Source organism: Acidovorax sp. Root70, assembly GCF_001428225.1.
GTDB lineage: Bacteria > Pseudomonadota > Gammaproteobacteria > Burkholderiales > Burkholderiaceae_C > Acidovorax.
In genome coordinates this window covers 14,570-36,079 of sequence record NZ_LMHQ01000028.1, presented here as the reverse complement: position 1 = coordinate 36,079, position 21,510 = coordinate 14,570, and the positions used below count along the sequence as shown (strand labels likewise).

The following is a 21,510-nucleotide window of genomic DNA, read 5'->3' as shown; positions in this document are numbered from 1 at the left end:
ACCATGCAAAACGCCCGCGATGTCCTCACCCCCGATGCGCTGACCATGTTGCAGGTGATTGCCGAGGCGGGCAGCTTTGCCGCCGCCGCGCGGCAACTGGGCCTGGTGCCCAGCGCGCTCACCTATCGCGTGCGCCAGATCGAAGACGCGCTCGACGTGCTGCTGTTTGACCGCAGCGCACGCCAGGCCCGTCCCACCGAGGCCGGGGTGGAACTGCTGCGCGAAGGCGCACGCCTGCTGCAGGACATCGACGCCGTGGCCCACCGTGTGCGCCGGGTGGCTACGGGCTGGGAGCCGCAGCTCACACTCTCCATCGACGGCATCATCTCGCCCCACACCCTGCTGGAGCTGGTGGATGCGTTCTACGCCATGAAGCCCCCCACGCGCCTGAAACTGCGCGACGGCATCATGACCGGCACGCTGGAGGCGCTGACCTCCGGCCGGGCCGACCTGGCCATTGGCGTGTCGGTGGCGGGCACCAGCGTGGCGGGACTGCAGCAGGGCACGCTGGGCGAAGTGCTCTTCATCTATGTGGTGGCGCCCCACCACCCGCTGGCCACGGCGCCCGAACCCATCTCTGACGCCATGCTCCTCGAACACCGTGCCGTCGCCGTGGCCGATTCGGCCACGCGCGGCGGCGCCACCATGGGCCTGCTGGGCGGGCAGGACGTGCTGACAGTGGACACCATGCAGGCCAAGGTGCGCGTGCAGTTGCGCGGCCTGGGTGGCGGCTTCTTGCCCGAACCCATGGTGCGCCCCTACCTGGAGGCCGGGCGGCTGGTAGCGCGCCGCGTGGCCCGCCCTGAACGCAACGTGCGCGTGCACTACGCCTGGGGCGGCCCGGGCTTCACCGCACCGGGCCGCGCGCTGCAGTGGTGGCTGAACCAGCTCCAAAGCCCCACCACACGCCGCGCTCTGCTGGAAAACCACCATCATTTCTGACCCCGATCAAGTGCGCACAGGCCTGCACCGCGTGTAGAGTGGTTCCTGTTGGTTTTGCATCGCATTTCTTTTGCCGACCGTCACCGAAAGGCCCCCATGAGCAAACCTGATCCCCTCCCCGCCAAACGGCTCCGACGCACCAGCGCCGCCGAATCCGCAGTCCCCGCAGCTCCCGCCACCCCCTCCGGCAAACCCCAGCGCCACTTCGCCATCATCGGCGCGGGCATGGCAGGCATTGCCTGCGCCCGCACCCTGGTGCAGGCCGGCCACCGCGTGACGGTGTTCGAGAAATCGAACCAGGCTGGCGGCCGCACCTCCACCATCGACAGCCCGTTTGGCAACTTTGATGCAGGCGCCCAATATTTCACGGTGCGCGACCCGCGTTTTGCCCGTGCCATCGACACCGTGCCCGGCATCTGCAAGCGCTGGAGCGCAAATTCGGTCCAGGTGCTGGACGCCGCAGGCCGCGTGGCCGCCGTGGGCTTGCCCCACCGCGAGGCCCATTGGGTGGCCAGCCCGGGCATGCAATCGCTGGTGGCCACCTGGGCCGAACCGCTGGCCCAGGCAGGCCAGCTCGTCACCCACACCCGCGTCACGCGCATCGAACCCGACGCCGTGAACGCGCCGGGCTGGCAGTTGCGCACTGAAGGCGCTGGCGGCGAGCAGCATGTGTATGCGGGCTTTGACGCGGTGCTGCTGGCCCAGCCCTCGGTGCCCGCGCAGGCCTTGATTTCCGGCTCGGGGCTGGACACCCCGCTGGCCGACGCCATGTCCAAGGTGGCCATCGCTCCCTGCTGGACCCTGATGCTCGCCTACCCCCAGGCGGTTCGCCCTGGCCTGACAACACTGGGCCCCCAGTGGAACGCCGCGCGCAGCACCCACCACCGCATTGCCTGGCTGGCACGCGAGTCCTCCAAGCCCGGCCGCAACGTGGTGGAGCGCTGGACGGTGCAGGCCAGCCCCGCCTGGTCGGCAGAGCACCTCGAAGACGACGAAGCCCGTGTGCAGGCCAAGCTGCTCAAGGCATTTGCCGAGGTCACCGGCATCCGTGCCGAGCCCGCGCACGCCGACACCCGCCGCTGGCGCTATGCCCAAACCACCCACCCCCTGGGCAAGAGCCACCTGTGGGACGCCAAGGCCGGGCTGGGTGCCTGCGGAGACTGGTGCCTGGGCCACCGGCTGGAAGACGCCTTTGTGTCTGGCCTGGAACTGGCACTTGCCGTGGCATGACGGGGGGCGTGGGCGCAACGCCGCACGATGAGGGCAGCCCCGCAGCACGCGCTGAGGGGCGCTATGTGGGGCGGTTTGCCCCCTCCCCCACGGGCCCGCTGCATGCGGGCTCTCTGGTGGCCGCGCTGGCCAGCTGGCTGGATGCACGCGCACACAACGGTCGGTGGCTGGTGCGCATCGAGGATGTGGACCAGCCCCGCTGCGTGCCGGGGGCCGATGCCTTCATCCTGCAGCAACTGGCCACCTGTGGCCTGCACCCCGATGCACCGCCCCAGTGGCAGTCAGCGCGCAGCGGGCTGTACCAGCACGCGCTGGACCAGCTGGTCGCGCAGGGCAATGCCTACCCCTGCGCCTGTTCACGCAAGGACATCGAGGACGCCCATGCCGCACAGGGCCATGCCCGCGAGCGACATGCCGCGCTGCCCTACCCGGGAACCTGCCGCCGAGGTCTGCACGGCCGCACGGGGCGCTCCTGGCGCTTCAATGTCTCCGACTTCAAGCCAAAACAGCCGATTGCGCTAGTGGATCATGCCCGGGGTGCTACATATTCAGTAGCAGACGGAGTGCTCCAGTGGGAGGACCGCCGCCTGGGCCATCAGCAGCAACAGGTCGCGACTGCCGTGGGCGACTTTGTGCTGCGCCGCGCAGACGGGCTATGGGCCTACCAACTGGCCGTGGTGGTGGACGACGCCGACCAGGGCATCACCGATGTGGTCCGGGGTGAAGACCTGGCGGACAACACGCCCCGCCAGATCCTGCTGCAGCAGGCCCTGGGGCTGCCCACGCCGCGCTACCTGCACACCCCCTTGGTGTGTGGCGACAACGGCGAGAAACTCTCCAAACAAAACGGCGCGCAGGCGCTGGACCTGCAGCACTCCCTGCAGGCCCTGTCACAGGCCGCGCTGGCACTGGGCCTGCCCGCTGTGGCAAATCTGCACAACATTTGCATTGCCGACGCACTGACACACTGGGTGGCGGCGTGGCGACGAAACTACAATGGCCCACCGTGACCGAATTGACAACAGCTACCGCCCCCACCAGTGCTGCGCCCGCCGCAGCCACCACACCCACAGCGCCCACCGTGCAGGGCACTGCTCCCGCCGGTGTGACCCACCCCAAAACCATCAAGAGCTTTGTGCGCCGCGCCGGCCGCACCACCACGGGGCAGGCCAAGGCCTTTGAAGACTTTGGCCCACGTTTTGTGCTGCCCTACTCCCCCGCCCCCCTGGACGCCCCCGCCGCCTTTGGCCGCAGCGCGCCGCTGGTGCTGGAGATCGGCTTTGGCATGGGCGAGGCCACGGCCCACATCGCCCGCGTACGGCCCGACGACAATTTTCTGTGCTGTGAAGTGCACGAACCCGGTGTGGGAGCCTTGCTCAAGCGCATCGGCGAGCAGGAACTGACCAATATCCGCATCCTGCAGCACGACGCGGTGGAGGTCATCGACCACATGCTGCCTGAGGGCAGCCTGGACGGCGTGCACATCTTCTTCCCGGACCCCTGGCACAAGAAGAAGCACAACAAGCGCCGCCTCATCCAGCCACCACTGGTGGCCAAGCTGGCCGACCGCCTCAAGCTTGGTGGCTACCTGCATTGCGCCACCGACTGGCAACCCTATGCCGACCAGATGCTGCAGGTGCTCAGCGCCGAGCCCTTGCTGCAAAACACCGCCACCGGCTTTGCACCCCAGCCCGACTATCGCCCCCTGACCAAATTCGAGAACCGCGGCCTGCGGCTGGGTCATGGCGTCTGGGACGTGGTCTTCGTGCGCCGCAACTGACCACCGACATGCCCCGACCGGCCCGCCAGACCGCCCCCATGAAGCCCATCCTCCAAAACCTGGTGGAGATGACCGGCCACCGCGACCACCTGCGGCTGGAGGTGTCGGTGCTGTCCACGGTGCAAAAGCTCAGCAGCATCATCGAGGTCAGGGCCCTGGAGCTGTTCACGGACGGCGGCGTGCCCCATGTGCGCCCCCGCACCTGGGTAGACAACGGCCAGCTGGTCTCCACCGACTCCGAAGCCGCGGCAGACCCCCGCCGCGAGCCTCTGGACCAGTACCCCGCCTTGCGGGACTGCGTGGACAACCATGGCGAGAGCGCCCTGGCTTCGCCCCGTCGGGGCCGCTACATGCTGTGGCTGCCTGTGTGGATGCACGACAAGGTCAGCACCTGCCTGGAGATCACGCAGTCGCGCCCGTTCTCGGCCCACAAGCTGGACGTGCTGATGGGCGTGTTTCAGGTGTACCAGAACTACCAGAGCCTGCTCGACTACAGCGAGCGAGACGCGCTCACCGGCCTGTTCAATCGCAAGACGTTTGACGAGCAGTTCTCCCGCTACACCATGAGCGGGCTGGCCAGCCGCTCGGGCGCGGTCACCGAGTCCTTTGCGGCCGATGAAGGCGCCGGCGCCAGCGACAACGAGCCTGTGCAGCAATGGCTGGCGGTGGTGGACATCGACCACTTCAAACAGGTCAACGACCGCTTCGGCCACTTGTATGGCGACGAGGTGCTGATCCTCATCGCCAACATCCTGCGCAGCTCGTTCCGCAGCCACGACCGCATCTTCCGTTTTGGCGGCGAAGAGTTTGTGGTGCTGCTGCGCTCCACCACGCTGAGCACCGCCCACAAGGTGTTCAACCGCTTCCGGCTGGCCGTGCAGGAGTACCACTTCCCGCAGGTGGGCCAGGTCACGGTGAGCCTGGGTTTTGTGGGCACCACGCGCGGCTCGCCCGTGGAAATCCTGGGCCAGGCCGACCAGGCGCTGTACTACGCCAAGGAACACGGCCGCAACCAGGTCTGCTTCTATGACGCCCTGGTCGCCAGCGGCCAACTGGCCACCAAAGTGGCCAACGACGACGTCGAACTGTTCTGACCCCACCGCGAGTGGTGACCCCGCCGAGGCGTCAACCGCCGCCGGTACGTGGGCGAGGCTGCGAGGCCTCGGACGGCGTTATTCAATCTGGGACGGCCGAGCGGGCATGGCAGGTTGGTTCACACCTCTTCTCAGCCCAGCGACTCCAGGATCGCCGCCACGTTGACCTCATCGCGCTGCGCAGGCGCCAGAAAGCGCTCTGCGTAGTCGCGCCACACGCCACTGGTCAGAAAAAAGCGGAACACCTCGGCATCGATGTGCCGCTCGCGCACCATGTGGGTCATGATCTTGAGCGACTCGGACAGGGTCTTGGGCGGCTTGTAGGGCCGGTCGGCCGCAGTCAGCGCCTCAAAGATATCGGCCAGTGTCATCACACGGTCGGCCAGCGTCAGCTCAGCCGCCTTCAGGCGTCGGGGGTAGCCGGTGCCATCCAGCTTTTCGTGGTGTGACCCGGCAATCGCCGGCACGCGTGCCAGGTGTGGCGGAAACGGCAGGCCGCTGAGCATGATGATGGTCTGCACGATGTGGTCATTGATCTTGAACCGGTCTTCGGCCGTGAGCGTGCCCCGCTCGATGGACAGGTTGTGCAGTTCGCCCAGGTTCGCTTCGCAGGGCGGCAGCGCCATGTCGAAGCCCCAGTGGTTGGCCGGATTGCCCGCCTCCACCGGTGGTTTGCGCAGCCCCCAGGGCACGACATGTTCGGGCCGGTCTGCCAGCAGAGGTTCATTGGCCGGCAGCGGGCGCGCGGGCACAGCAGCCAGCCGCAACTTCTCGGCGGCCGACAGGCCCAGGCGGTCGTCAAAATGCCGTTGCCACAGTTGGCGCCCCACGGCCTTGAGGCGGGCCATGTCGGCCCCGGCCATGAACTCGCCGCCCACGTTGCAGCGGGCCACAAAGGCAAAATCGTCCTGCAGCTGCTCGCGCCGTTGCAGCAGTTCGCGCTGCAGGCGCACCGGGTCTACCCCCGACACGTGCTGCTTCCAGTAGTCCAGCTCCGCGTCGCGCCACAGCACCTCAAAGCGCATGCGCACCTCGTGAATGCGGTTGTAGAGCGTCTCCAGTTTGGTGGCCTTGTCGATGATGTGCTCGGGGCTGGTGACCTTGCCGCAGTCGTGCAGCCAGGCGCCCAGGCGGAACTCGTAGCGTTCGGCATCGGTCATGGTGACCTGCGCAAACGGCCCCTCCTTGGCCGCACACATGCGCTCCATCAGCGCCTCGGCCAGCTCGGGCACGCGCTCGCAGTGACCACCGGTGTAGGGGCTCTTGGCGTCGATCGCATCGGCCAGCAGGCGGATGACGGCGTCCAGCAGCTTCTTCTGCCCTTCGATCAGGCTGCGGGTCTCAATGGCGACCGACAGCGTGCCCGAGAGCTTCTCGACAAACGCCCGGAAATGCGCGTCGTCCTGCATCTGGTCAGCGACATACCGCAGTACCAGCAGGCCCAGGGGCTGTCCATCGCGGGTGCGCAGCTGCACCCGCAACACGCGTGCGGGCTCGGTCTCGTCGTCGTCCTCGTGCTGGTCGCCCGGTTGCGGCTCGGTGGGGTTGATGAAATGCACCATGGCCAGGTGCTCGGGGTAGCGCGACTGCTGTTCCGGGTCTTCACAATGGCGGGCCGCGCGCAACAGACCGGCGCGTTGTGGGTCCACCAGGTACACCGCACCCCCCGTGCAACTGGTGGCACGCACCAGCTCGTACAGCACGCTCGACAGCATCAGGTCGGTGCGCGACTCGGCGCTGATGTGGTGGGTGATGTGCAGAAACTCCTGGATGGTGTAGGACATACGGTCCATCACCTGCCCCAGGTCACGCACCTCGCGCACGGGCGATACCCGGCGCTCTGGCCGCCGGAAATCAAACCGGGCCAGCGCCCGTGCCTGCGACGCCAGTCCGAACAGACTGCGCCCCACGCGCCGGCCCGCCAGCCAGCCCAAAGGCAACATCAGGCCGATGAGCGACACCGACAGCCACACCTGCTGGCGCAGGTTGTTGTTCACCTCGGCCAGCAGTTCCTTGGTGGGGATCGCCATCAGAATCTGCAGCCCCTGCCAGCGCATGGACGCCAACGGCAGCGACCGGCCCAGCCATTCCTCGCCACCCGCCTGCAGGCGGCGGGACTCGCCGTCCTTCAGGCCCAGCGCCTGCAGCGCCAGCAGGCTGGGCACGCCCAGGTCATCCATGGCACGCAGCCGCAGGCCGGGCGCATTGCCGTCGCTCATGAGCACGCGCGACATGTCAGGGTAGGCCAGCACGCGTCGGTCCTTGTCCACCACGGCGATCTCGGTGCGGGGCATCAGGCGCAGCCCGCTGATCTCGTGCCCCAGGTCGGTCAGGGCCACGTCCAGGCCCATCACGGCCCGCCCGTCCTCACTGGGCTGGCTCAGGGTGATGCCGACCTCCTGCGTGGTGAAAAAAACGTAGGGCGCTGTCAGGATCTGGGTGTTCTGCTCCAGCGCCTCGGCGTACCAGGGCCGGGTGCGGGGGTCGTAACGGTATTCGGGACGGACGGCCGAGTCGATCGACCGCAAGTCAGCGTCGTAATAACTCCAGCGCCCCACCATGCCCGCCCCGCCGCGTTCGCGGGCCATGGACTGCACCAGGTAGGCGGTTTTGAGCGGTGCGTCCAGCCGCAGGCGCAAGGCATCGTTGCGCACCGGTCGTACCAACAAGAACTGCCCGTCCGGGTAACCGATGAACACTGCCGACAGCAACGGGTTCTGCTCCAGCAGCCGAGCCAGCACGGGCAGGCGCCGCAGCCGCGCGGGCAAGGTGGACGCCGAGGCCACCGGGTCGAACGCCAGCAGGCGAATGGTGGCGTCGGCCGGGTCCACGATGCGGTGCACCCGTTCGGCGATGAGCTGGCTGATGCGCTGCGCACTCTCGTCCGACGCCGAGATGATGGCCTGGCGAGCACTGGTACTGACCTGGTACACCAGCAGCGCGGTGAGCAGCAGCATGGCGGTGACAACCACGGTCGCGATCAGGACCTCAAACGGGATCGTGATGCGGCGCCACCACGGCAGGTGAGTGTCTTGCCCCACGGAAGCCGCCGCACCGCCCCGGAGAACAGCGGACGGCGGCGGGTCTCGGGGGCTGTCGCGCAAGGTGTCCATGCGCTGCACTGTAGGGTGAAAGCCCGCGTTCCGTCACCCTCTTTTTGGCAGCCATGGCTGCCACACCACAGCGGCGTGGGCCGCTGTGGCAACCCCAGGCATCAGCCCAGTTGCTGCGTGATCCAGCCCGTCACCGAGGCCAGCGCTGCAGGCAGCTTGGAGGCATCGGTGCCGCCGGCCATGGCCATGTCGGGCTTGCCGCCACCCTTGCCGCCCACTTGCTGGGCCACAAAGTTGACCAGCTCGCCGGCCTTGAGCTTGCCCACGCTGTCGGCAGTGACGCCTGCAGCAATCTGCACCTTGTCGCCATCCACCGCAGCCAGCACGATGGCAGCGGTCTTGAGCTTGTCCTTGAGCTTGTCCATGGTGTCGCGCAGAGTCTTGGCGTCGGCACCCGGCAACGCGGCGGCCAGCACCTTCAGGCCCTTCACTTCCACCGCTTGGTTCACCAGCTCATCGCCCTGGCTGGAGGCCAGCTTGCCCTTGAGGGCCGCCACTTCCTTTTCGAGCGCGCGGGCGTTGTCGAGCGCCTGGCTGATGCGGCCGTTGAGCTCGGCCACCGGCGCCTTGAGGGTGCTGGCAGCCTGGTTCACGGTGTCTTCCAGGTTCTGCAGGTACGCCAAGGCGTTGGCGCCTGTCACGGCTTCGATACGGCGGATGCCTGCGGCCACGCCGCCTTCGCCCACCACCTTGAACAGGCCGATGTCGCCCGTGCGCTGCACGTGCGTACCGCCGCACAGCTCGCGGCTGGAGCCGATGTCCAGCACGCGCACGGTTTCGCCGTACTTCTCGCCAAACAGCATCATGGCGCCGGTCTTCTGGGCCGATTCGATGTCCATCACGCGCGCCTGCGTGGGCAGATTGGCCAGGATTTCTTCGTTGACGCGGCGCTCAATCTCTCGGATCTCGACGGCAGTCACTGCGCCGTTGTGCGTAAAGTCAAACCGCGTGCGGTCGGCGTTGACCAAGCTGCCCTTTTGCTGCACGTGGCTGCCCAGCACTTCGCGCAGGGCCTTGTGCATGATGTGCGTCACCGAGTGGTTGCGCATGGTGGCGGCGCGCACGGCGGTGTTGACCTGCGCCTGCACCGTGTCGCCCACGTTCAGCGTGCCCTCTTCCAGCGTGCCGTGGTGGCCAAACACATCGGCCTTGATCTTGAGCGTGTCGCCCACCGCAAAACGGGCGGAGCCACTGGTGATGGTGCCTTCGTCGCCCACCTGGCCACCGCTTTCGGCATAGAAGGGGGTCGTGTCGAGCACCACCACGCCGTTTTGGCCAGCTTTTAGCGCCGCAGCGCTAGTACCATCTACATAGATTGCTATGATTTTTGCAGTCTCTGCGAGATGTTCATAGCCCGTGAACTGGTTGGCTGCACCGGTGTATTCCAGTGCCTTGTCCATCTTGAACTTGCCAGCAGCGCGGGCCTGGGCCTTCTGCTTTTCCATGGCCACCTTGAAACCGGCTTCGTCGACTTCCACGTCGCGTTCGCGGCACACGTCGTTGGTCAGGTCCAGCGGGAAGCCGTAGGTGTCGTGCAGCTTGAAGGCCACGTCGCCGGGCAGCACCTTGGCGCCGCCGTCGAGGGCCGCATCCAGGATTTCCATGCCGTTGGCCAGCGTCTCGAAGAATCGCTCTTCCTCCACCTTCAGCACGTCGGTGATGCGCTGCTCCTGCTCGCGCAGCGACGGATAGGCATCGCCCATCAGGCGGACCAGGTCAGCCACCAGCTTGTGGAAGAACGGGGTCTTCTTGCCCAGCTTGTACCCGTGGCGGATGGCGCGGCGCACGATGCGGCGCTGCACGTAGCCACGGCCTTCGTTGCTGGGGATCACACCGTCGCTCACCAGGAACGCGGTGGCGCGGATGTGGTCGGCAATCACGCGCAGGCTCTTGTTGTTGAGGTCGGCCACGCCGGTCTCGCGGCCAGCGGCCTTGATCAGCGCATCAAACAGGTCGATCTCGTAGTTGCTGTGCACGTGTTGCAGGATGGCTGCCAAGCGCTCCAGGCCCATACCGGTGTCCACGCAGGGCGCTGGCAGCGGCGTTACGGCACCGGTTTCGTCCATGTCGAACTGCATGAACACGTTGTTCCAGATCTCGATGAAGCGGTCGCCGTCTTCGTCAGGGCTGCCAGGAGGGCCGCCTGCGATGTGCGGGCCGTGGTCATAGAAGATTTCGCTGCACGGACCGCAGGGGCCGGTGTCGGCCATCATCCAGAAGTTGTCGGACTTGTAGCGGCCGCCCTTGTTGTCACCGATGCGGATCACGCGTTCGGGCGGCAGGCCGATTTCCTTGGTCCAGATGTCGTAGGCCTCGTCGTCTTCCTGGTACACCGTGGCCAGCAGGCGCTCCGGAGGCAGCTTGTAGACCTCGGTCAGCAGCTCCCAGGCCCACTTGAGCGACTCGCGCTTGAAGTAGTCGCCAAACGACCAGTTGCCCAGCATTTCAAAGAACGTGTGGTGGCGTGCGGTGTAGCCCACGTTCTCCAGGTCATTGTGCTTGCCACCGGCACGCAGGCAGGCCTGCACGGACACCGCGCGGTTGTACGAACGCTTGTCGGTACCCAGGAATACGTCCTTGAACTGCACCATGCCCGAGTTCGTGAACATCAGCGTGGGATCGTTGCCGGGCACTAGGGGGCTGGACGCCACAACGGTGTGGCCCTTGGAGACGAAGAAGTCCAGGAAGGACTTGCGGATGTCAGCGACAGAAAAAGTGGGAGTGCTCATGGTGTTGTGGAGTGGTTGCACGGAGCAGGCAGACCGCAGGACCCGCGCCTGTGCGCTGCCTGTCGCTGCCCCTATGGGGACCAACCTTTCATTATAGGTTTGCAGGCCTTAGGCCGTTGCGGCGCCGCGACAGCAATTGGCGGCCTACGGTTTGCGATGTTCCATGCCCGCCCCTGCCCCTTGTTCACCTGGCCATCGGTTGTGTTTGCCCAAAAATTCGTTTGCATGGTTTAAATATCTTGTTAATATATTAATAACTTCATCGCCCACCGCACCCAAGGAGCACCCTGTGAACCCACAACCCCGCTGGCAAGGCATCTTCCCCGCCATCACCACCAAGTTCCACGCCGACGAGTCCATCGACGCCGAAGGCACGGCCCGCCACATTGACTTCCAGATCCGCAACGGGATCCATGGCCTGGTGACCTGCGGCTCCCTGGGCGAAGCCAGTACGCTGAGCCTGGAAGAAAAGCTGAAGGTTGCACAGATCGCGCTCGAAGCCGCTGACGGCCGTGTGCCCGTGCTGGCCAACGTGTCCGAAACCAGCACCCGGGAGGCGCTGCGCTACATCGACGGCGGCAACCAGCTGGGCGTGGCGGGCTACATGGTCATGCCCTCGGTGATCTACGTGGCCGACGCCCGCGAGGCCATGGCCAACGTGCGCGCCATGGCGGGCGCTGCCCAGCGCCCCTTGATGGTCTACAACAACCCTGTCGCCTACCGCGTGGACCTGAAGCCCGAGCACATGGTCGAGCTGGCCGATTGCGAATGGATTGCCGCCATCAAGGAAAGCACGGGCGACATCCGCCGCATCACCGACCTGCGCAATACCGTGGGCGACCGCTACCAGCTCTTCCTGGGCGTGGATGACCTGGCCTACGAAGGCCTGGCCTTGGGCTGCGACGGCCTGCTGGCCGGTGTGGGCTGCGCCTTCCCGCGCGAGACCGTGGCACTGTACGACCTGATGAAGGCAGGCAAATTTGCCGAGGCGCTGCCGCTGTACCAGTGGATGACGCCCATGCTGCACCTGGATGTATCGAACAAACTGGTTCAAAACCTCAAGCTCATCGACGCACTGGTGGGCGTGGGCACCGAACACATGCGCCGCCCCCGCCTGCCGCTGGTGGGTGAAGAGCGCGCGTTTGTCGAGAGCGTGGTACGCAAGGCCTTGGCAACGCGTCCCACCCAGTACCAATCCGTCGCATGACAGACTAGGCTACTCCTCTGCCCACCACGACCAGAACACCATGCAACGCATCCAAGTGATCGACTCCCACACCGGCGGCGAGCCGACCCGGCTTGTCATTGGCGGTTTTCCGGACCTGGGCACTGGCACCATGGCCGAGCGGCGCGCGTTGCTGGCCGAGCGCCACGATGCCTGGCGCGCTGCCGCCGTGCTGGAGCCACGTGGCAGCGATGTGGTGGTGGGCGCGCTGCTGTGCGCACCGCAAGACCCGGCCAACGCAGCGGGTGTGATCTTCTTCAACAACAGCGGCTACCTGGGCATGTGTGGCCACGGCACCATCGGGCTGGTGGCGTCACTGGCCTACCTGGGCCGTATCCAGCCTGGAGAACACCGCATCGAAACGCCCGTGGGCACCGTCACCACAACCTTGCACACCGATGGTTCGGTCAGCGTGCGCAACGTGCTGGCCTACCGGCTGCACCACGCATTGGCCGTCGAGGTGCCCGGCTACGGCCGCGTGGTGGGCGACGTGGCCTGGGGCGGTAACTGGTTCTTTTTGATCTCGGACCACGGCCAGCGCGTGGCCAGCGACAACCTGGACGCGCTGATGCACTACACCTGCGCCGTGCAGCAGGCCCTGAGGGACCAGGGCATTCGCGGCGACAACGGCGGCGAGATTGACCACATCGAACTCTTTGCTGACGACGACAATGCCGACAGCCGCAACTACGTGCTGTGCCCCGGCAAGGCCTACGACCGCTCCCCCTGCGGCACTGGCACCAGCGCCAAGGTGGCCTGCTTGGCGGCCGACGGCAAGCTGGCACCGGCTACCCCCTGGCGCCAAGCCAGCATCATCGGTAGCCAGTTCGAAGCCAGCTACACGCTGCAAGGCGATGGCAAGGTCATACCCACCTTGCGTGGCCGCGCCCACATGAGCGCGGAGGCCACGCTGCTGATCGAAGACAGCGACCCGTTCGGCTGGGGCATCCGGCTGTAAACCGCGTTTTCCCACCGCACAGGCTCCATGCAAACCACCGATGTCCTTGTGATTGGCGCTGGTATCGTCGGCGCGGCCTGTGCCCATGCGCTTGCACAGGTTGGTTTGTCGGTGCGGATCATCGATGCGCGCCTCGGCGGTGCCACGGCTGCGGGCATGGGGCATCTGGTGGTGATGGATGACAACCCCGCCGAACTGGCGCTCAGCAAATCGTCGCTGGACCTCTGGCACACCTGGGCACCGCAGATTGATGCGGGCTGCGCCTTCACCGCCTGCGGCACGCTCTGGCTGGCCGCCAATGAGGAAGAACTGCAAGCCGCGCACGCCAAGCGCGCTACTCTGCAAGCACAAGACGTGGCCTGCGAGATGCTGGATGCCGGCGCCCTCGCCCGCGCAGAACCCGCGCTGCGCACCGGTCTGGCGGGCGCGCTGAAGGTGAAAGGCGATAGCGTGGTCTATGCCCCGCGTGCCGCCCAGTGGTTGGTGGCCCAGGCTGCAGCGCATGGAACCGTGGTGGTCGAACAGGCCGAAGCCACGCAGATCGACGGCCAGACCGTCACCCTGCGCGACGGCAGCCAGCGCAGCGCAGGCGCCATCGTGCTGGCCAGCGGCATTCACGCCCCGCAGCTGTGCCCCGGCCTGCCGCTGCGCCCCAAAAAGGGCCACCTCGTCATCACCGACCGCTACCCGGGCACCGTGCGCCACCAATTGGTGGAACTCGGCTACATCACCAGCGCCCACCACAGCGACGGCACCTCGGTGGCCTTCAACGTGCAGCCCCGGCCCACGGGGCAGTTGCTGATCGGCTCGTCGCGCGAGTTCGACACCACCGACCCTACCGTCAACAACACCGTGATGGCGCGCATGCTGCAACGTGCGCTCGACTACCTGCCGGGCCTGGCAGACCTCAACGCCATCCGCACCTGGACGGGCTTTCGCGCCGCCACACCCGACAGCCTGCCGCTGATCGGTGGGCACCCCGAACACCCGCACCTGTGGCTGGCCGTGGGGCATGAAGGGCTGGGCGTGACCACCGCACCGGCCACCGCACAGTTGCTGGCAGCGCAGATCTCCGGGGGCACGCCAGCGATCAACCCCGCGCCCTACGCACCTGCCCGCTTTGCGGGCCTGAGCACACCATGACCGCCCCCGCCTCCGCCCTGGTGCACATCGTCGTGAATGGCGCGCCCCTGCAGGTGCCTGCAGGGACCAGCGTCGCCGCCGCGCTGGCACAGCAAACACCCGGCACCACGCGCACCTCCGTCACTGGCGCGGCGCGGGCGCCGCTGTGTGGCATGGGCGTGTGCCACGAATGCAGGGTCCGCATCCATGGCCGTACCCACCTGGCGTGCCAGACGGTCTGCACCGAAGGCATGTCGATACACACCGATGTCGGCACAGCCCCAGGGAACGCCACGCTATGAACCAGCCCGTGACCCAACCGATGACCGAGCCACACTCGGCGCACGAGCGCTGCGACATCCTCATCATCGGCGCAGGCCCTGCAGGGATGGCTGCGGCCCTCGCGGCCGCGCCCAGCGGTGCATCGATCACCATCGTGGACGACAACCCGCTGCCCGGCGGGCAAATCTGGCGCGATGGTCCCCAAGTGGTCTTGCCCGCCCTGGCGCAACAGAACCGCGCGGCACTGACCCGGCACACCAACGTCCGCCTGCTGACCGGCACCCGCGTGGTGGGCCTGGGTGACCCGCAACCCGGCGACAAGGCCTCGGCCCTGCTGCTGGAAGACGCGGACCGAGGCTGGACCCAGCACAGCCAGCGCATCGTGTTGTGCACCGGAGCCCGCGAGCTGCTGCTGCCTTTTCCAGGTTGGACGCTGCCCGGAGTGACGGGTGCGGGCGCATTGCAGGCCCTCATCAAGGCGGGGCTCGACGTGCGGGGCCAGCGCATCGTCATCGCCGGCACAGGCCCGCTGCTGCTGGCCGCTGCTGCCACCGCCACCCAAGCGGGCGCCACCGTGGTGCGCGTGGCCGAGCAAGCGCCGTGGCGCGCGCTCGCTGGCTTTGCGGCGCAACTGCCGCGCTGGCCCACGAAGGCGGCGCAGGCCCTGACGCTGCTTCACCCCCGCTTGCGCGCCAGTACGCATGTGCTGGAAGTCCAAGGCACCACGCAGGTGCAAACCGTAAGACTGCGCAAAAGCCAACGCGCCGAAGAGACCCTGGCCTGCGACCGCGTGGCCTGCGGGTTCGGGTTAGTGCCCAATACCCACCTCGGGCAGATGCTGGGCTGCGACCTGGGTGGACCACTGAGCGGCGGCCAGGGCCTGGCTGTGGATACGCAAATGCACACCAGCGTGCCCGGGGTATTCGCTGCGGGCGAATGCACCGGCTTTGGCGGGAGCGAACGTGCACTGGTCCAGGGCACCATGGCAGGGCATGCCGCGGCAGGACAGGTGCCACACGCCCAGGCGCTGCGCCCGCAGCTGGCGCGGTGGGAAGGCTTTGCGCAGGTGCTGCAGGCTTCTTTTCCACTGAACGAAGCGCTCAAGACACTGGCGCAGCCCGACACCTTGGTGTGCCGCTGCGAGGACGTGCCCTACGCCGCGCTGACCGAGCGCCAGGGCTGGATCGACGCCAAGCTCCACACACGCTGCGGCATGGGCGCCTGCCAAGGCCGCATCTGCGGCGCAGCCACGCAGCACCTGTTTGGCTGGACACCCTCGCCCCCACGGCACCTGTTGGCGCCAGCGCGCATAGGCACGCTGGCTGCCTGCAACACCGCACCCACCGACGACCCCTTCACCCCGTTGAGCTGACGGGCACACCGTCAGTTTTCCCTCGCCACCCTTTTCAGGGCTTACCCGTACCCCGCAGGCATCTATCTTGCTTTTAAATATATTTGTCAGATATTAAAAATCACACAACTTCATTTTCCAACGGCAAGCCCTGCTCCCCAGCCCCCCACCATGCCCACGCCCCACAACCCCCCTGCCCCGCAAGCTTTATCGCCGCGTGCCCCCATCCGCTGGGTGCTGACTTTGTCCACGCAGGTTCTGCGCGTTGAGCGGCACCTGCTTACCGCCCTCATGACCTTGCTGGTACTGCTGATCCTGCTCAACGTGGTCACGCGCTACACCGGGATGCCCATTTACTGGGTGGACGAAGCAGCGGTCTACACGGTGGTCTGGCTGACCTTTGTGGGCGCCTCGGTCATGACGCGGCTGCGCATGGACTTTGCCGTGACCATGCTGACCGACCACCTCGGCGCGCGGGGTGCCAAGGCGTTCAAAGTGGTGGCCACATCCGGCGTGCTGCTGTTTGGCCTAGCCATGCTGGTGATGTGCTGGGTGTGGATGGACCCCATCGGCATTGCGCGCTACGGCTTTGACGCCAAGGAGTTTGCGGCCGAGAGCTTCAACTTCCTCTACACCGAGCGCACCCAGACGCTGAACTGGCCCACCTGGGTGCTGCAGCTGATCCTGCCGATCTTCTCGGCCACCTTCAGCGTGCATGCGCTGGCCAACCTGCTGGAAGACATGGGCGCCGCAGAGCGTGTGCAGCACGCGGGCTTTGACGTGGTCAACGCCGACGCCGTGAACTGAACGCCATCCACCCCTGCAAACCCACCCGAGCCCCGACCATGATCACCACCCTGTTCTTCCTCGCCGCCTTGATGGTGGGTGTGCCCATCGGCGTGTGCCTGTGCCTGTCGGGCGCGGTGTACATCCTCAGCATCGGCAGCCCGGTGCTGTTCCAGTCCTTCCCCATGCAGATGTTTGGCGGGGTAGACAGCTATGGCCTCATCGCCATCCCGCTGTTCATCCTGATCGGCGAGATCATGAACAGCGGCGGCATCACGCGGCGACTGGTGGACCTGTCCATGGCCTTCATCGGCTCCGTCAAAGGGGGCCTGGCCTACGTGAACATCCTGGCCAACATGCTGGTGTCTTCCATCATCGGCTCGGCCACTGCGCAGGTGGCCATCATGTCGCAGGTCATGGTGCCCGAGATGGAGAAGCAGGGCTACGACAAGACCTTTGCGGCGGGCCTCACGGTGTATGGCGGCATGCTCGGGCCGATCATCCCGCCCTCGGTGATGTTTGTGGTCTACAGCGTGCTGGCCCAGGTGGCCGTGGGCGACATGCTGATTGCAGGCATCCTGCCCGGCGTGCTGCTCACGCTGCTGTTCTTTGTCGTGATCGCGCTCATGGGTTTTGTCTACAACTACCCGCGCAGCGAAAAGCGCACGCTGGCCCAGCGCGCACGCACCGTGGTGCAGGCCAGCCCCACGCTACTCATCCCCATCATCATCGTCGGATCCATCCTGAGTGGCGTGGCCAACCCCACCGAATCGGCCGCCGTGGGCGCGCTGGTCTCGGCCCTGGTGGGCCGGTATGTGACGAAGGAATTCCGCTTCAGCGCCATGCCGGCCATCCTTCTGCGTTCGGCCATTTACTCGGCCATCGTGCTGTTCCTGGTGGCCGCAGCGGCCGTGTTCTCGTGGCTGCTGATCTACGGCAAGGTGCCGCAGATGGTGGCCGCCTGGGTGCAGACGGTGGCGCACGACCCGGTCACCTTCCTGCTGCTCGCCAACGTCATCCTGCTGGTCATCGGCACGGTGATCGACGGCATCCCCGGTCTCATCATGACCGCGCCCATCCTGCTGCCGATTGCCACCGAGGTTTATCACATCGACCCGCGCCATTTTGGCGTGGTGATCGTCGTCAATCTGGTGCTGGGGCTGATGACCCCGCCCGTGGGCCTGAGCTTTTTTGTCGCGTCGGCCGTCACCGGAGCCAAGCCCGGAAAGATGTTCATCGTGACCCTGCCGTTTTTCATCATCAGCTGCGTGGCGCTGGTGATGCTGTCGCTGTTCCCCAGCCTGTCGCTCGGCCTGCTCAAGTAGCGGGGCATGCCGTCCGACAGATCCGTCCCCCTCCCAACGTTCTTTCACACGGAGTTCACCATGACGACCCAGCCTGCCCGCCCAGTCTCCCGCCGCCACTTCATCCAGCGCCACGCCGTGGCCGCAGCCGCCGTCACAGGGCTGGGCTTTCCAGCCCTGGTGCGGGCCGCCGACGCCAAGGAGTTCCGCCTGGGCCTGATCACACCCGCTGGCCACTCCTGGAACCGCGCCGCGCTGCAGTTTGGCGAGGCGCTGAAGAAGGAAACCGATGGCCGCCTGAGCGTCACGGTCTTCCACTCGGGCCAGCTGGGCAACGAGGCGGCGATGATGCAGCAGTTGCAGTCCGGCGCGCTGGACATGGGGTGGATCCAGGCCGCCGAACTGGGCTCGCGGGTGTCGAGCATCGCGGCCATCAACGCGCCCTACCTCGTGCGCTCCACGCCCGCCGTGGCCAAGCTGGTCAAACACCCCGCCGCCACCAAACTGCTGGAGGTGCTGCCGCGCGAGACCGGCACCATTGGCCTGGGCTGGGGCATCACCGGCATGCGCGCCGTGTTCTCCACCAAGGACATCACCGTGCCCACCGACATCAAGGGCATGAAGCTTCGCATCAACCCCACGCCCGTGTATCGCGACTTCTATCAAATGCTGGGCGCTGCCCCCACGCCCATCCCCACGCCCCAGGTGTTCGATGCGATGAGCAACGGCCAGGTGGACGGGCTGGAGGCCGACATCGAGTTCTCGTGGAACCAGCGCTTTGACAAGGTGGCCAAGACGCTGCTGCAGATGAATGCGCTTTTCATGCCGTTTGCTCCGCTGGTCTCCGGCCGCATCTGGCAAGGGCTGGACGCCAAGGACAAGGACATCATCCGCAAGCTGGTGGCCCAGTCGCTCGACGCACAGATCAACGACATCGTGACCACCGAGGCCGGGCTGATCGAGAAATTCAAGGGCACGTCCATCGCGTTCAAGACGGCATCGTCGTTCAACCCCGACGGCGTCATCCAGGAATTCGACAAGCTGTGGCTGCCCAAGGCACCGCAGATTGCCGAGCTGCGCAAGGTGGGAGCGAGCCTCTGACAGACCGCAGGGCCACAAGGGCCGCATCCCATAAGATGCGGCCTCCGCAACGTCCTTCACGACCGATGACACTCCGCCGCCCCGCCCCCCCAAAAGACCCCGCGCCCAAGCGGCGCGCGGCGGACGTGGCCTACGACGCCATCGAGTCCATGATCTCCACGCTGCAGCTGCAGCCCGGCAGCCCGGTGGTGGAGGCCGAGATCGCCGAGCGCACGGGCCTGGGCCGCACCCCGGTGCGCGAGGCGCTGCTGCGCATGGTGTCCATCGGGCTCATCGTGCAACAGCCCCGGCGCGGTCTGCTGGTGTCGCACATCGACCTGGCCGACCACCTGGACGTGATCCAGACCCGCCGCGTGCTGGAACGGCTGCTGGCCTCCAACGCCGCACGCCGCGCGACTGCGCCGCAGCGCCAGGCCATCGTGCGCTGCGCCGAGAACATGATGGAAGCTGCGGCACGCGGCCATCTGGACGACTACATGCTGGCAGACCATGAACTGGATCTCGTCACCCACCAGGCCAGTCAGAACCACTCGGCCGTGAAATGTGTGGCGCCACTCATCGTGCAGTGCCGCCGCTTCTGGTACGCCTACCAGCACGAAGGCGAAGTGTCGGAAGGCGCCCGCGCGCACATGCAGCTGGCCCAGGGCATTGCCAGCGGCGATGAGGCCCAGGCGGTGGCAGGTGCGGAGCAGTTGATGGAATACCTGGAGCGGTTTGCACGGCGCATCATCGACCGATAGCCTCCACGCCTGACCGCTTCAACCCAGGGTGGGGATGGCTCAAATACTATCTATTTGATAGCAAACAAGCCATATTGCACTAGCGCATGGCGCCAAAAACGCTAGAAATCGCATTCTCAGGGCAGTGAATTGCCCTGTTCCGCCACCTGCTGGCCCATTTCGATGCGCTGCTCCAGAAAGCGCCACATCCGCTCGTCCTGGCTGAACGCCACGTTAAAGCGCAGCCAGCCCGTGGGGCGCGGCTCCACCAGAAACAGCTGACCGGGGCCGAGCATGATGCCCACGCCCGTGGCCTCTTTCGACAGCTCGGCACTGTCGGGCAGGTCCGGGTGGCGCGCCCACAGGTACATGCCCGCCTCCGGCTCGTGGAACAGCTCAAACCCCAGGTTCAGCAAGCGCCGCCCCACCGTGCGGTGAGCCTCGGCCAGGCGTTCTCGCAGGGACTTGAGGTGCTTGCGCCAGCGGCCGTCGGTCACCACGCCAAAGGTGATGCGCTCGGTGATCTCTGATGACGTCAGGCCCGAGATCATCTTGAGCTGCACCAGCTCATCGAGCAGATCGCGCCGCGCCGCCAGAAAGCCGGTACGCAGGTTGGGCGAGATCGTCTTGGAAAAGCTGCCCAGATAGATCACGCGATTGAGCTGGTCCAGGCTGGCCAGCGAGGGGCGTACACCCGGGTCCATGTCGGCATAGATGTCGTTCTCGACCAGCATGAAGCGATGCTGCTCAGCCAGCTGGAGCAGCCGGTGCAGGTGCGCCACCGATGCCAACGAGCAGGTGGGGCTTTGCAGGCGCGGCTGGGTGAAGAACACCGTGGGCTGGTGCTCGGCCAGCAGGGCCTCCAGTGCGGGCAGATCGTAACCGGTGGCGGTGCGCGGCACCCCCACCACCCGGGCGCCCGCGAAGCGCAGCATGAACAGCAGGTTGGGATAACCGGGGTCGTCCACCAGCACCACATCGCCGGGCTTGACCAGCCGCCGCGCCACCAGGTCCAGCGCCTGGCTGGAGCCCTGGGTCAGCAGCACCTGCTCGGCGTCCACCGCCAGGTGGTGCTCCGCCAGCGACTCGGCCACCACCATGCGCAGCGCCATGTGGCCATGGGGCAGGCCGTAGCCGTCCAGCTCGGGACCGTCGGAGGACAGCTGGCGCATGCTGCGTTTGACTGCATCGCCAAACAGCCAGTCGTGCGGCAGCCAGCCACAGCCCGGTTTCATGGGCAGGTTGCGGTTTTCAAAAATTTGCTTGAGGTACCAGCGCGCATCAAAACGGGGCACCGCCCGCTCGGGTGCACCAGTGCCGGGCGCAGCCCCCTCATCGCCCCGCCGCTTCACAAAGAAGCCCGCATTGGCCCGCGACACCAGCCAGCCTTGCGCCACCAGGCGGTCATAAGCCTCGACCACGGTAAATACGCTCACGCCGTGCGCGACGGCAAAAGCACGGATGGACGGGAGTTTGCTGCCCGGCTTGAGCACCTGCCCCGCAATGAGCCCCCGCAGACCATCGACGATCTGGCTGACCAGAGGTGTCTGGAGATCCGGGCTGAGAGTGAGCATCAGGAGAGCAAAAAAGGGGGCGAATTGTGCACTGGCTTGGCGCACACCAAATCAGGGATTGCCTGTACAGGATTCTAGACCTGCACAGTGCGCGCCAAACAGCGCTGCGCTGTACATGGACGGGTCGCGGCGCGACTTCCAGAATTCGCCCCATTCTTGGTTTTCATCCTCTTCTTCGTCCTTTATCCCAATCGCCCACA

Annotated in this window: 17 protein-coding genes; 14 read left to right on the top strand and 3 right to left on the bottom strand. The window is 66.4% G+C overall.

Features of this window, described 5'->3' with window-relative positions; all coding sequences use genetic code 11:
* Positions 1-3 precede the first annotated feature (3 nt).
* The 5 genes from ASD94_RS14780 to ASD94_RS14760 all read left to right on the top strand — a co-directional run bounded on the left by ASD94_RS14780 (position 4) and on the right by ASD94_RS14760 (position 5,046).
* Positions 4-942 carry a LysR family transcriptional regulator gene (locus ASD94_RS14780; RefSeq protein ID WP_056644234.1) on the top strand — a complete coding sequence of 313 codons (939 nt, stop codon included), beginning with the start codon at positions 4-6 and terminating at the stop codon, positions 940-942.
* Between the two features lie 96 nt (positions 943-1,038).
* The gene (locus ASD94_RS14775; protein WP_156391444.1) at positions 1,039-2,172 is read left to right on the top strand and encodes an NAD(P)/FAD-dependent oxidoreductase; all 1,134 of its coding nucleotides are present in this window, start codon (positions 1,039-1,041) and stop codon (positions 2,170-2,172) included.
* Positions 2,169-3,182 carry a tRNA glutamyl-Q(34) synthetase GluQRS gene (gene gluQRS / locus ASD94_RS14770; protein ID WP_056644228.1) on the top strand — a complete coding sequence of 338 codons (1,014 nt, stop codon included), beginning with the start codon at positions 2,169-2,171 and terminating at the stop codon, positions 3,180-3,182. The genes ASD94_RS14775 and gluQRS overlap by 4 nt, the downstream gene beginning before the upstream one ends.
* Positions 3,179-3,952 carry a tRNA (guanosine(46)-N7)-methyltransferase TrmB gene (gene trmB, locus ASD94_RS14765; RefSeq protein ID WP_056644226.1) on the top strand — a complete coding sequence of 258 codons (774 nt, stop codon included), beginning with the start codon at positions 3,179-3,181 and terminating at the stop codon, positions 3,950-3,952. The genes gluQRS and trmB overlap by 4 nt, the downstream gene beginning before the upstream one ends.
* A 38-nt stretch (positions 3,953-3,990) precedes the next feature.
* Positions 3,991-5,046 (top strand): GGDEF domain-containing protein, encoded by a 1,056-nt coding sequence (locus ASD94_RS14760; protein WP_056644224.1) that lies wholly within the window; start codon positions 3,991-3,993, stop codon positions 5,044-5,046.
* Between the two features lie 131 nt (positions 5,047-5,177).
* Here the strand turns inward: ASD94_RS14760 and ASD94_RS14755 are convergent, their stop codons facing one another.
* Positions 5,178-8,159 (bottom strand): HD domain-containing phosphohydrolase, encoded by a 2,982-nt coding sequence (locus ASD94_RS14755; protein ID WP_056644223.1) that lies wholly within the window; start codon positions 8,157-8,159, stop codon positions 5,178-5,180.
* Positions 8,160-8,260: 101 nt separating this feature from the next.
* A complete protein-coding gene (alaS, locus tag ASD94_RS14750; protein WP_056644221.1) occupies positions 8,261-10,888 on the bottom strand; it encodes an alanine--tRNA ligase in 2,628 nt (875 codons plus the stop codon).
* A gap of 289 nt (positions 10,889-11,177) precedes the next feature.
* Here alaS and ASD94_RS14745 point away from each other — a divergent pair, with 289 nt between their 5' ends.
* The 9 genes from ASD94_RS14745 (at position 11,178) to ASD94_RS14705 (ending at position 19,757) form a co-directional block, all read left to right on the top strand.
* The gene (locus tag ASD94_RS14745) at positions 11,178-12,095 is read left to right on the top strand and encodes a dihydrodipicolinate synthase family protein (RefSeq protein WP_056644218.1); all 918 of its coding nucleotides are present in this window, start codon (positions 11,178-11,180) and stop codon (positions 12,093-12,095) included.
* Between the two features lie 40 nt (positions 12,096-12,135).
* Positions 12,136-13,071 (top strand): 4-hydroxyproline epimerase, encoded by a 936-nt coding sequence (locus tag ASD94_RS14740; protein ID WP_056644216.1) that lies wholly within the window; start codon positions 12,136-12,138, stop codon positions 13,069-13,071.
* 27 nt (positions 13,072-13,098) lie between these two features.
* Positions 13,099-14,214: an FAD-binding oxidoreductase gene (locus tag ASD94_RS14735; protein ID WP_056644214.1), complete on the top strand. Its 1,116-nt coding sequence runs from the start codon at positions 13,099-13,101 to the stop codon at positions 14,212-14,214.
* Between the two features lie 20 nt (positions 14,215-14,234).
* A complete protein-coding gene (locus ASD94_RS14730; RefSeq protein WP_199226504.1) occupies positions 14,235-14,495 on the top strand; it encodes a 2Fe-2S iron-sulfur cluster-binding protein in 261 nt (86 codons plus the stop codon).
* Positions 14,492-15,847 (top strand): FAD/NAD(P)-binding oxidoreductase, encoded by a 1,356-nt coding sequence (locus tag ASD94_RS14725; protein WP_233247175.1) that lies wholly within the window; start codon positions 14,492-14,494, stop codon positions 15,845-15,847. The genes ASD94_RS14730 and ASD94_RS14725 overlap by 4 nt, the downstream gene beginning before the upstream one ends.
* Positions 15,848-15,997: 150 nt before the next feature.
* Positions 15,998-16,633: a TRAP transporter small permease gene (locus ASD94_RS14720; protein ID WP_056644208.1), complete on the top strand. Its 636-nt coding sequence runs from the start codon at positions 15,998-16,000 to the stop codon at positions 16,631-16,633.
* 38 nt (positions 16,634-16,671) lie between these two features.
* Complete coding sequence (locus tag ASD94_RS14715; RefSeq protein WP_056644206.1) at positions 16,672-17,937, top strand: TRAP transporter large permease; 1,266 nt, start codon at positions 16,672-16,674, stop codon at positions 17,935-17,937.
* Between the two features lie 60 nt (positions 17,938-17,997).
* On the top strand, positions 17,998-19,017 hold the full coding sequence (locus ASD94_RS14710) for a TRAP transporter substrate-binding protein (RefSeq protein WP_056644204.1): 1,020 nt from the start codon (positions 17,998-18,000) through the stop codon (positions 19,015-19,017).
* Between the two features lie 65 nt (positions 19,018-19,082).
* The gene (locus ASD94_RS14705; RefSeq protein WP_056644202.1) at positions 19,083-19,757 is read left to right on the top strand and encodes a GntR family transcriptional regulator; all 675 of its coding nucleotides are present in this window, start codon (positions 19,083-19,085) and stop codon (positions 19,755-19,757) included.
* A gap of 116 nt (positions 19,758-19,873) precedes the next feature.
* On the opposite strand, the gene ASD94_RS14700 is transcribed toward ASD94_RS14705, so the two are convergent.
* Positions 19,874-21,310, bottom strand: a complete 1,437-nt coding sequence (locus tag ASD94_RS14700; RefSeq protein WP_056645013.1) for a PLP-dependent aminotransferase family protein — start codon at positions 21,308-21,310, stop codon at positions 19,874-19,876.
* Positions 21,311-21,510: the final 200 nt, after the last annotated feature.

What these genes read in the sequence shown, in the direction of transcription:
- ASD94_RS14740 (WP_056644216.1), top strand. Translation starts at nt 12,136, where the DNA reads ATGCAACGCATCCAAGTGATCGACTCCCACACCGGCGGCGAGCCGACC.
- ASD94_RS14715 (WP_056644206.1), top strand. Translation starts at nt 16,672, where the DNA reads ATGATCACCACCCTGTTCTTCCTCGCCGCCTTGATGGTGGGTGTGCCC.
- ASD94_RS14720 (WP_056644208.1), top strand. Translation starts at nt 15,998, where the DNA reads ATGCCCACGCCCCACAACCCCCCTGCCCCGCAAGCTTTATCGCCGCGT.
- ASD94_RS14780 (WP_056644234.1), top strand. Translation starts at nt 4, where the DNA reads ATGCAAAACGCCCGCGATGTCCTCACCCCCGATGCGCTGACCATGTTG.
- ASD94_RS14705 (WP_056644202.1), top strand. Translation starts at nt 19,083, where the DNA reads ATGACACTCCGCCGCCCCGCCCCCCCAAAAGACCCCGCGCCCAAGCGG.
- gluQRS (WP_056644228.1), top strand. Translation starts at nt 2,169, where the DNA reads ATGACGGGGGGCGTGGGCGCAACGCCGCACGATGAGGGCAGCCCCGCA.
- ASD94_RS14775 (WP_156391444.1), top strand. Translation starts at nt 1,039, where the DNA reads ATGAGCAAACCTGATCCCCTCCCCGCCAAACGGCTCCGACGCACCAGC.
- ASD94_RS14735 (WP_056644214.1), top strand. Translation starts at nt 13,099, where the DNA reads ATGCAAACCACCGATGTCCTTGTGATTGGCGCTGGTATCGTCGGCGCG.
- alaS (WP_056644221.1), bottom strand. Translation starts at nt 10,888, where the DNA reads ATGAGCACTCCCACTTTTTCTGTCGCTGACATCCGCAAGTCCTTCCTG.
- ASD94_RS14710 (WP_056644204.1), top strand. Translation starts at nt 17,998, where the DNA reads ATGACGACCCAGCCTGCCCGCCCAGTCTCCCGCCGCCACTTCATCCAG.
- ASD94_RS14725 (WP_233247175.1), top strand. Translation starts at nt 14,492, where the DNA reads ATGAACCAGCCCGTGACCCAACCGATGACCGAGCCACACTCGGCGCAC.
- ASD94_RS14700 (WP_056645013.1), bottom strand. Translation starts at nt 21,310, where the DNA reads ATGCTCACTCTCAGCCCGGATCTCCAGACACCTCTGGTCAGCCAGATC.
- ASD94_RS14760 (WP_056644224.1), top strand. Translation starts at nt 3,991, where the DNA reads ATGAAGCCCATCCTCCAAAACCTGGTGGAGATGACCGGCCACCGCGAC.
- ASD94_RS14755 (WP_056644223.1), bottom strand. Translation starts at nt 8,159, where the DNA reads ATGGACACCTTGCGCGACAGCCCCCGAGACCCGCCGCCGTCCGCTGTT.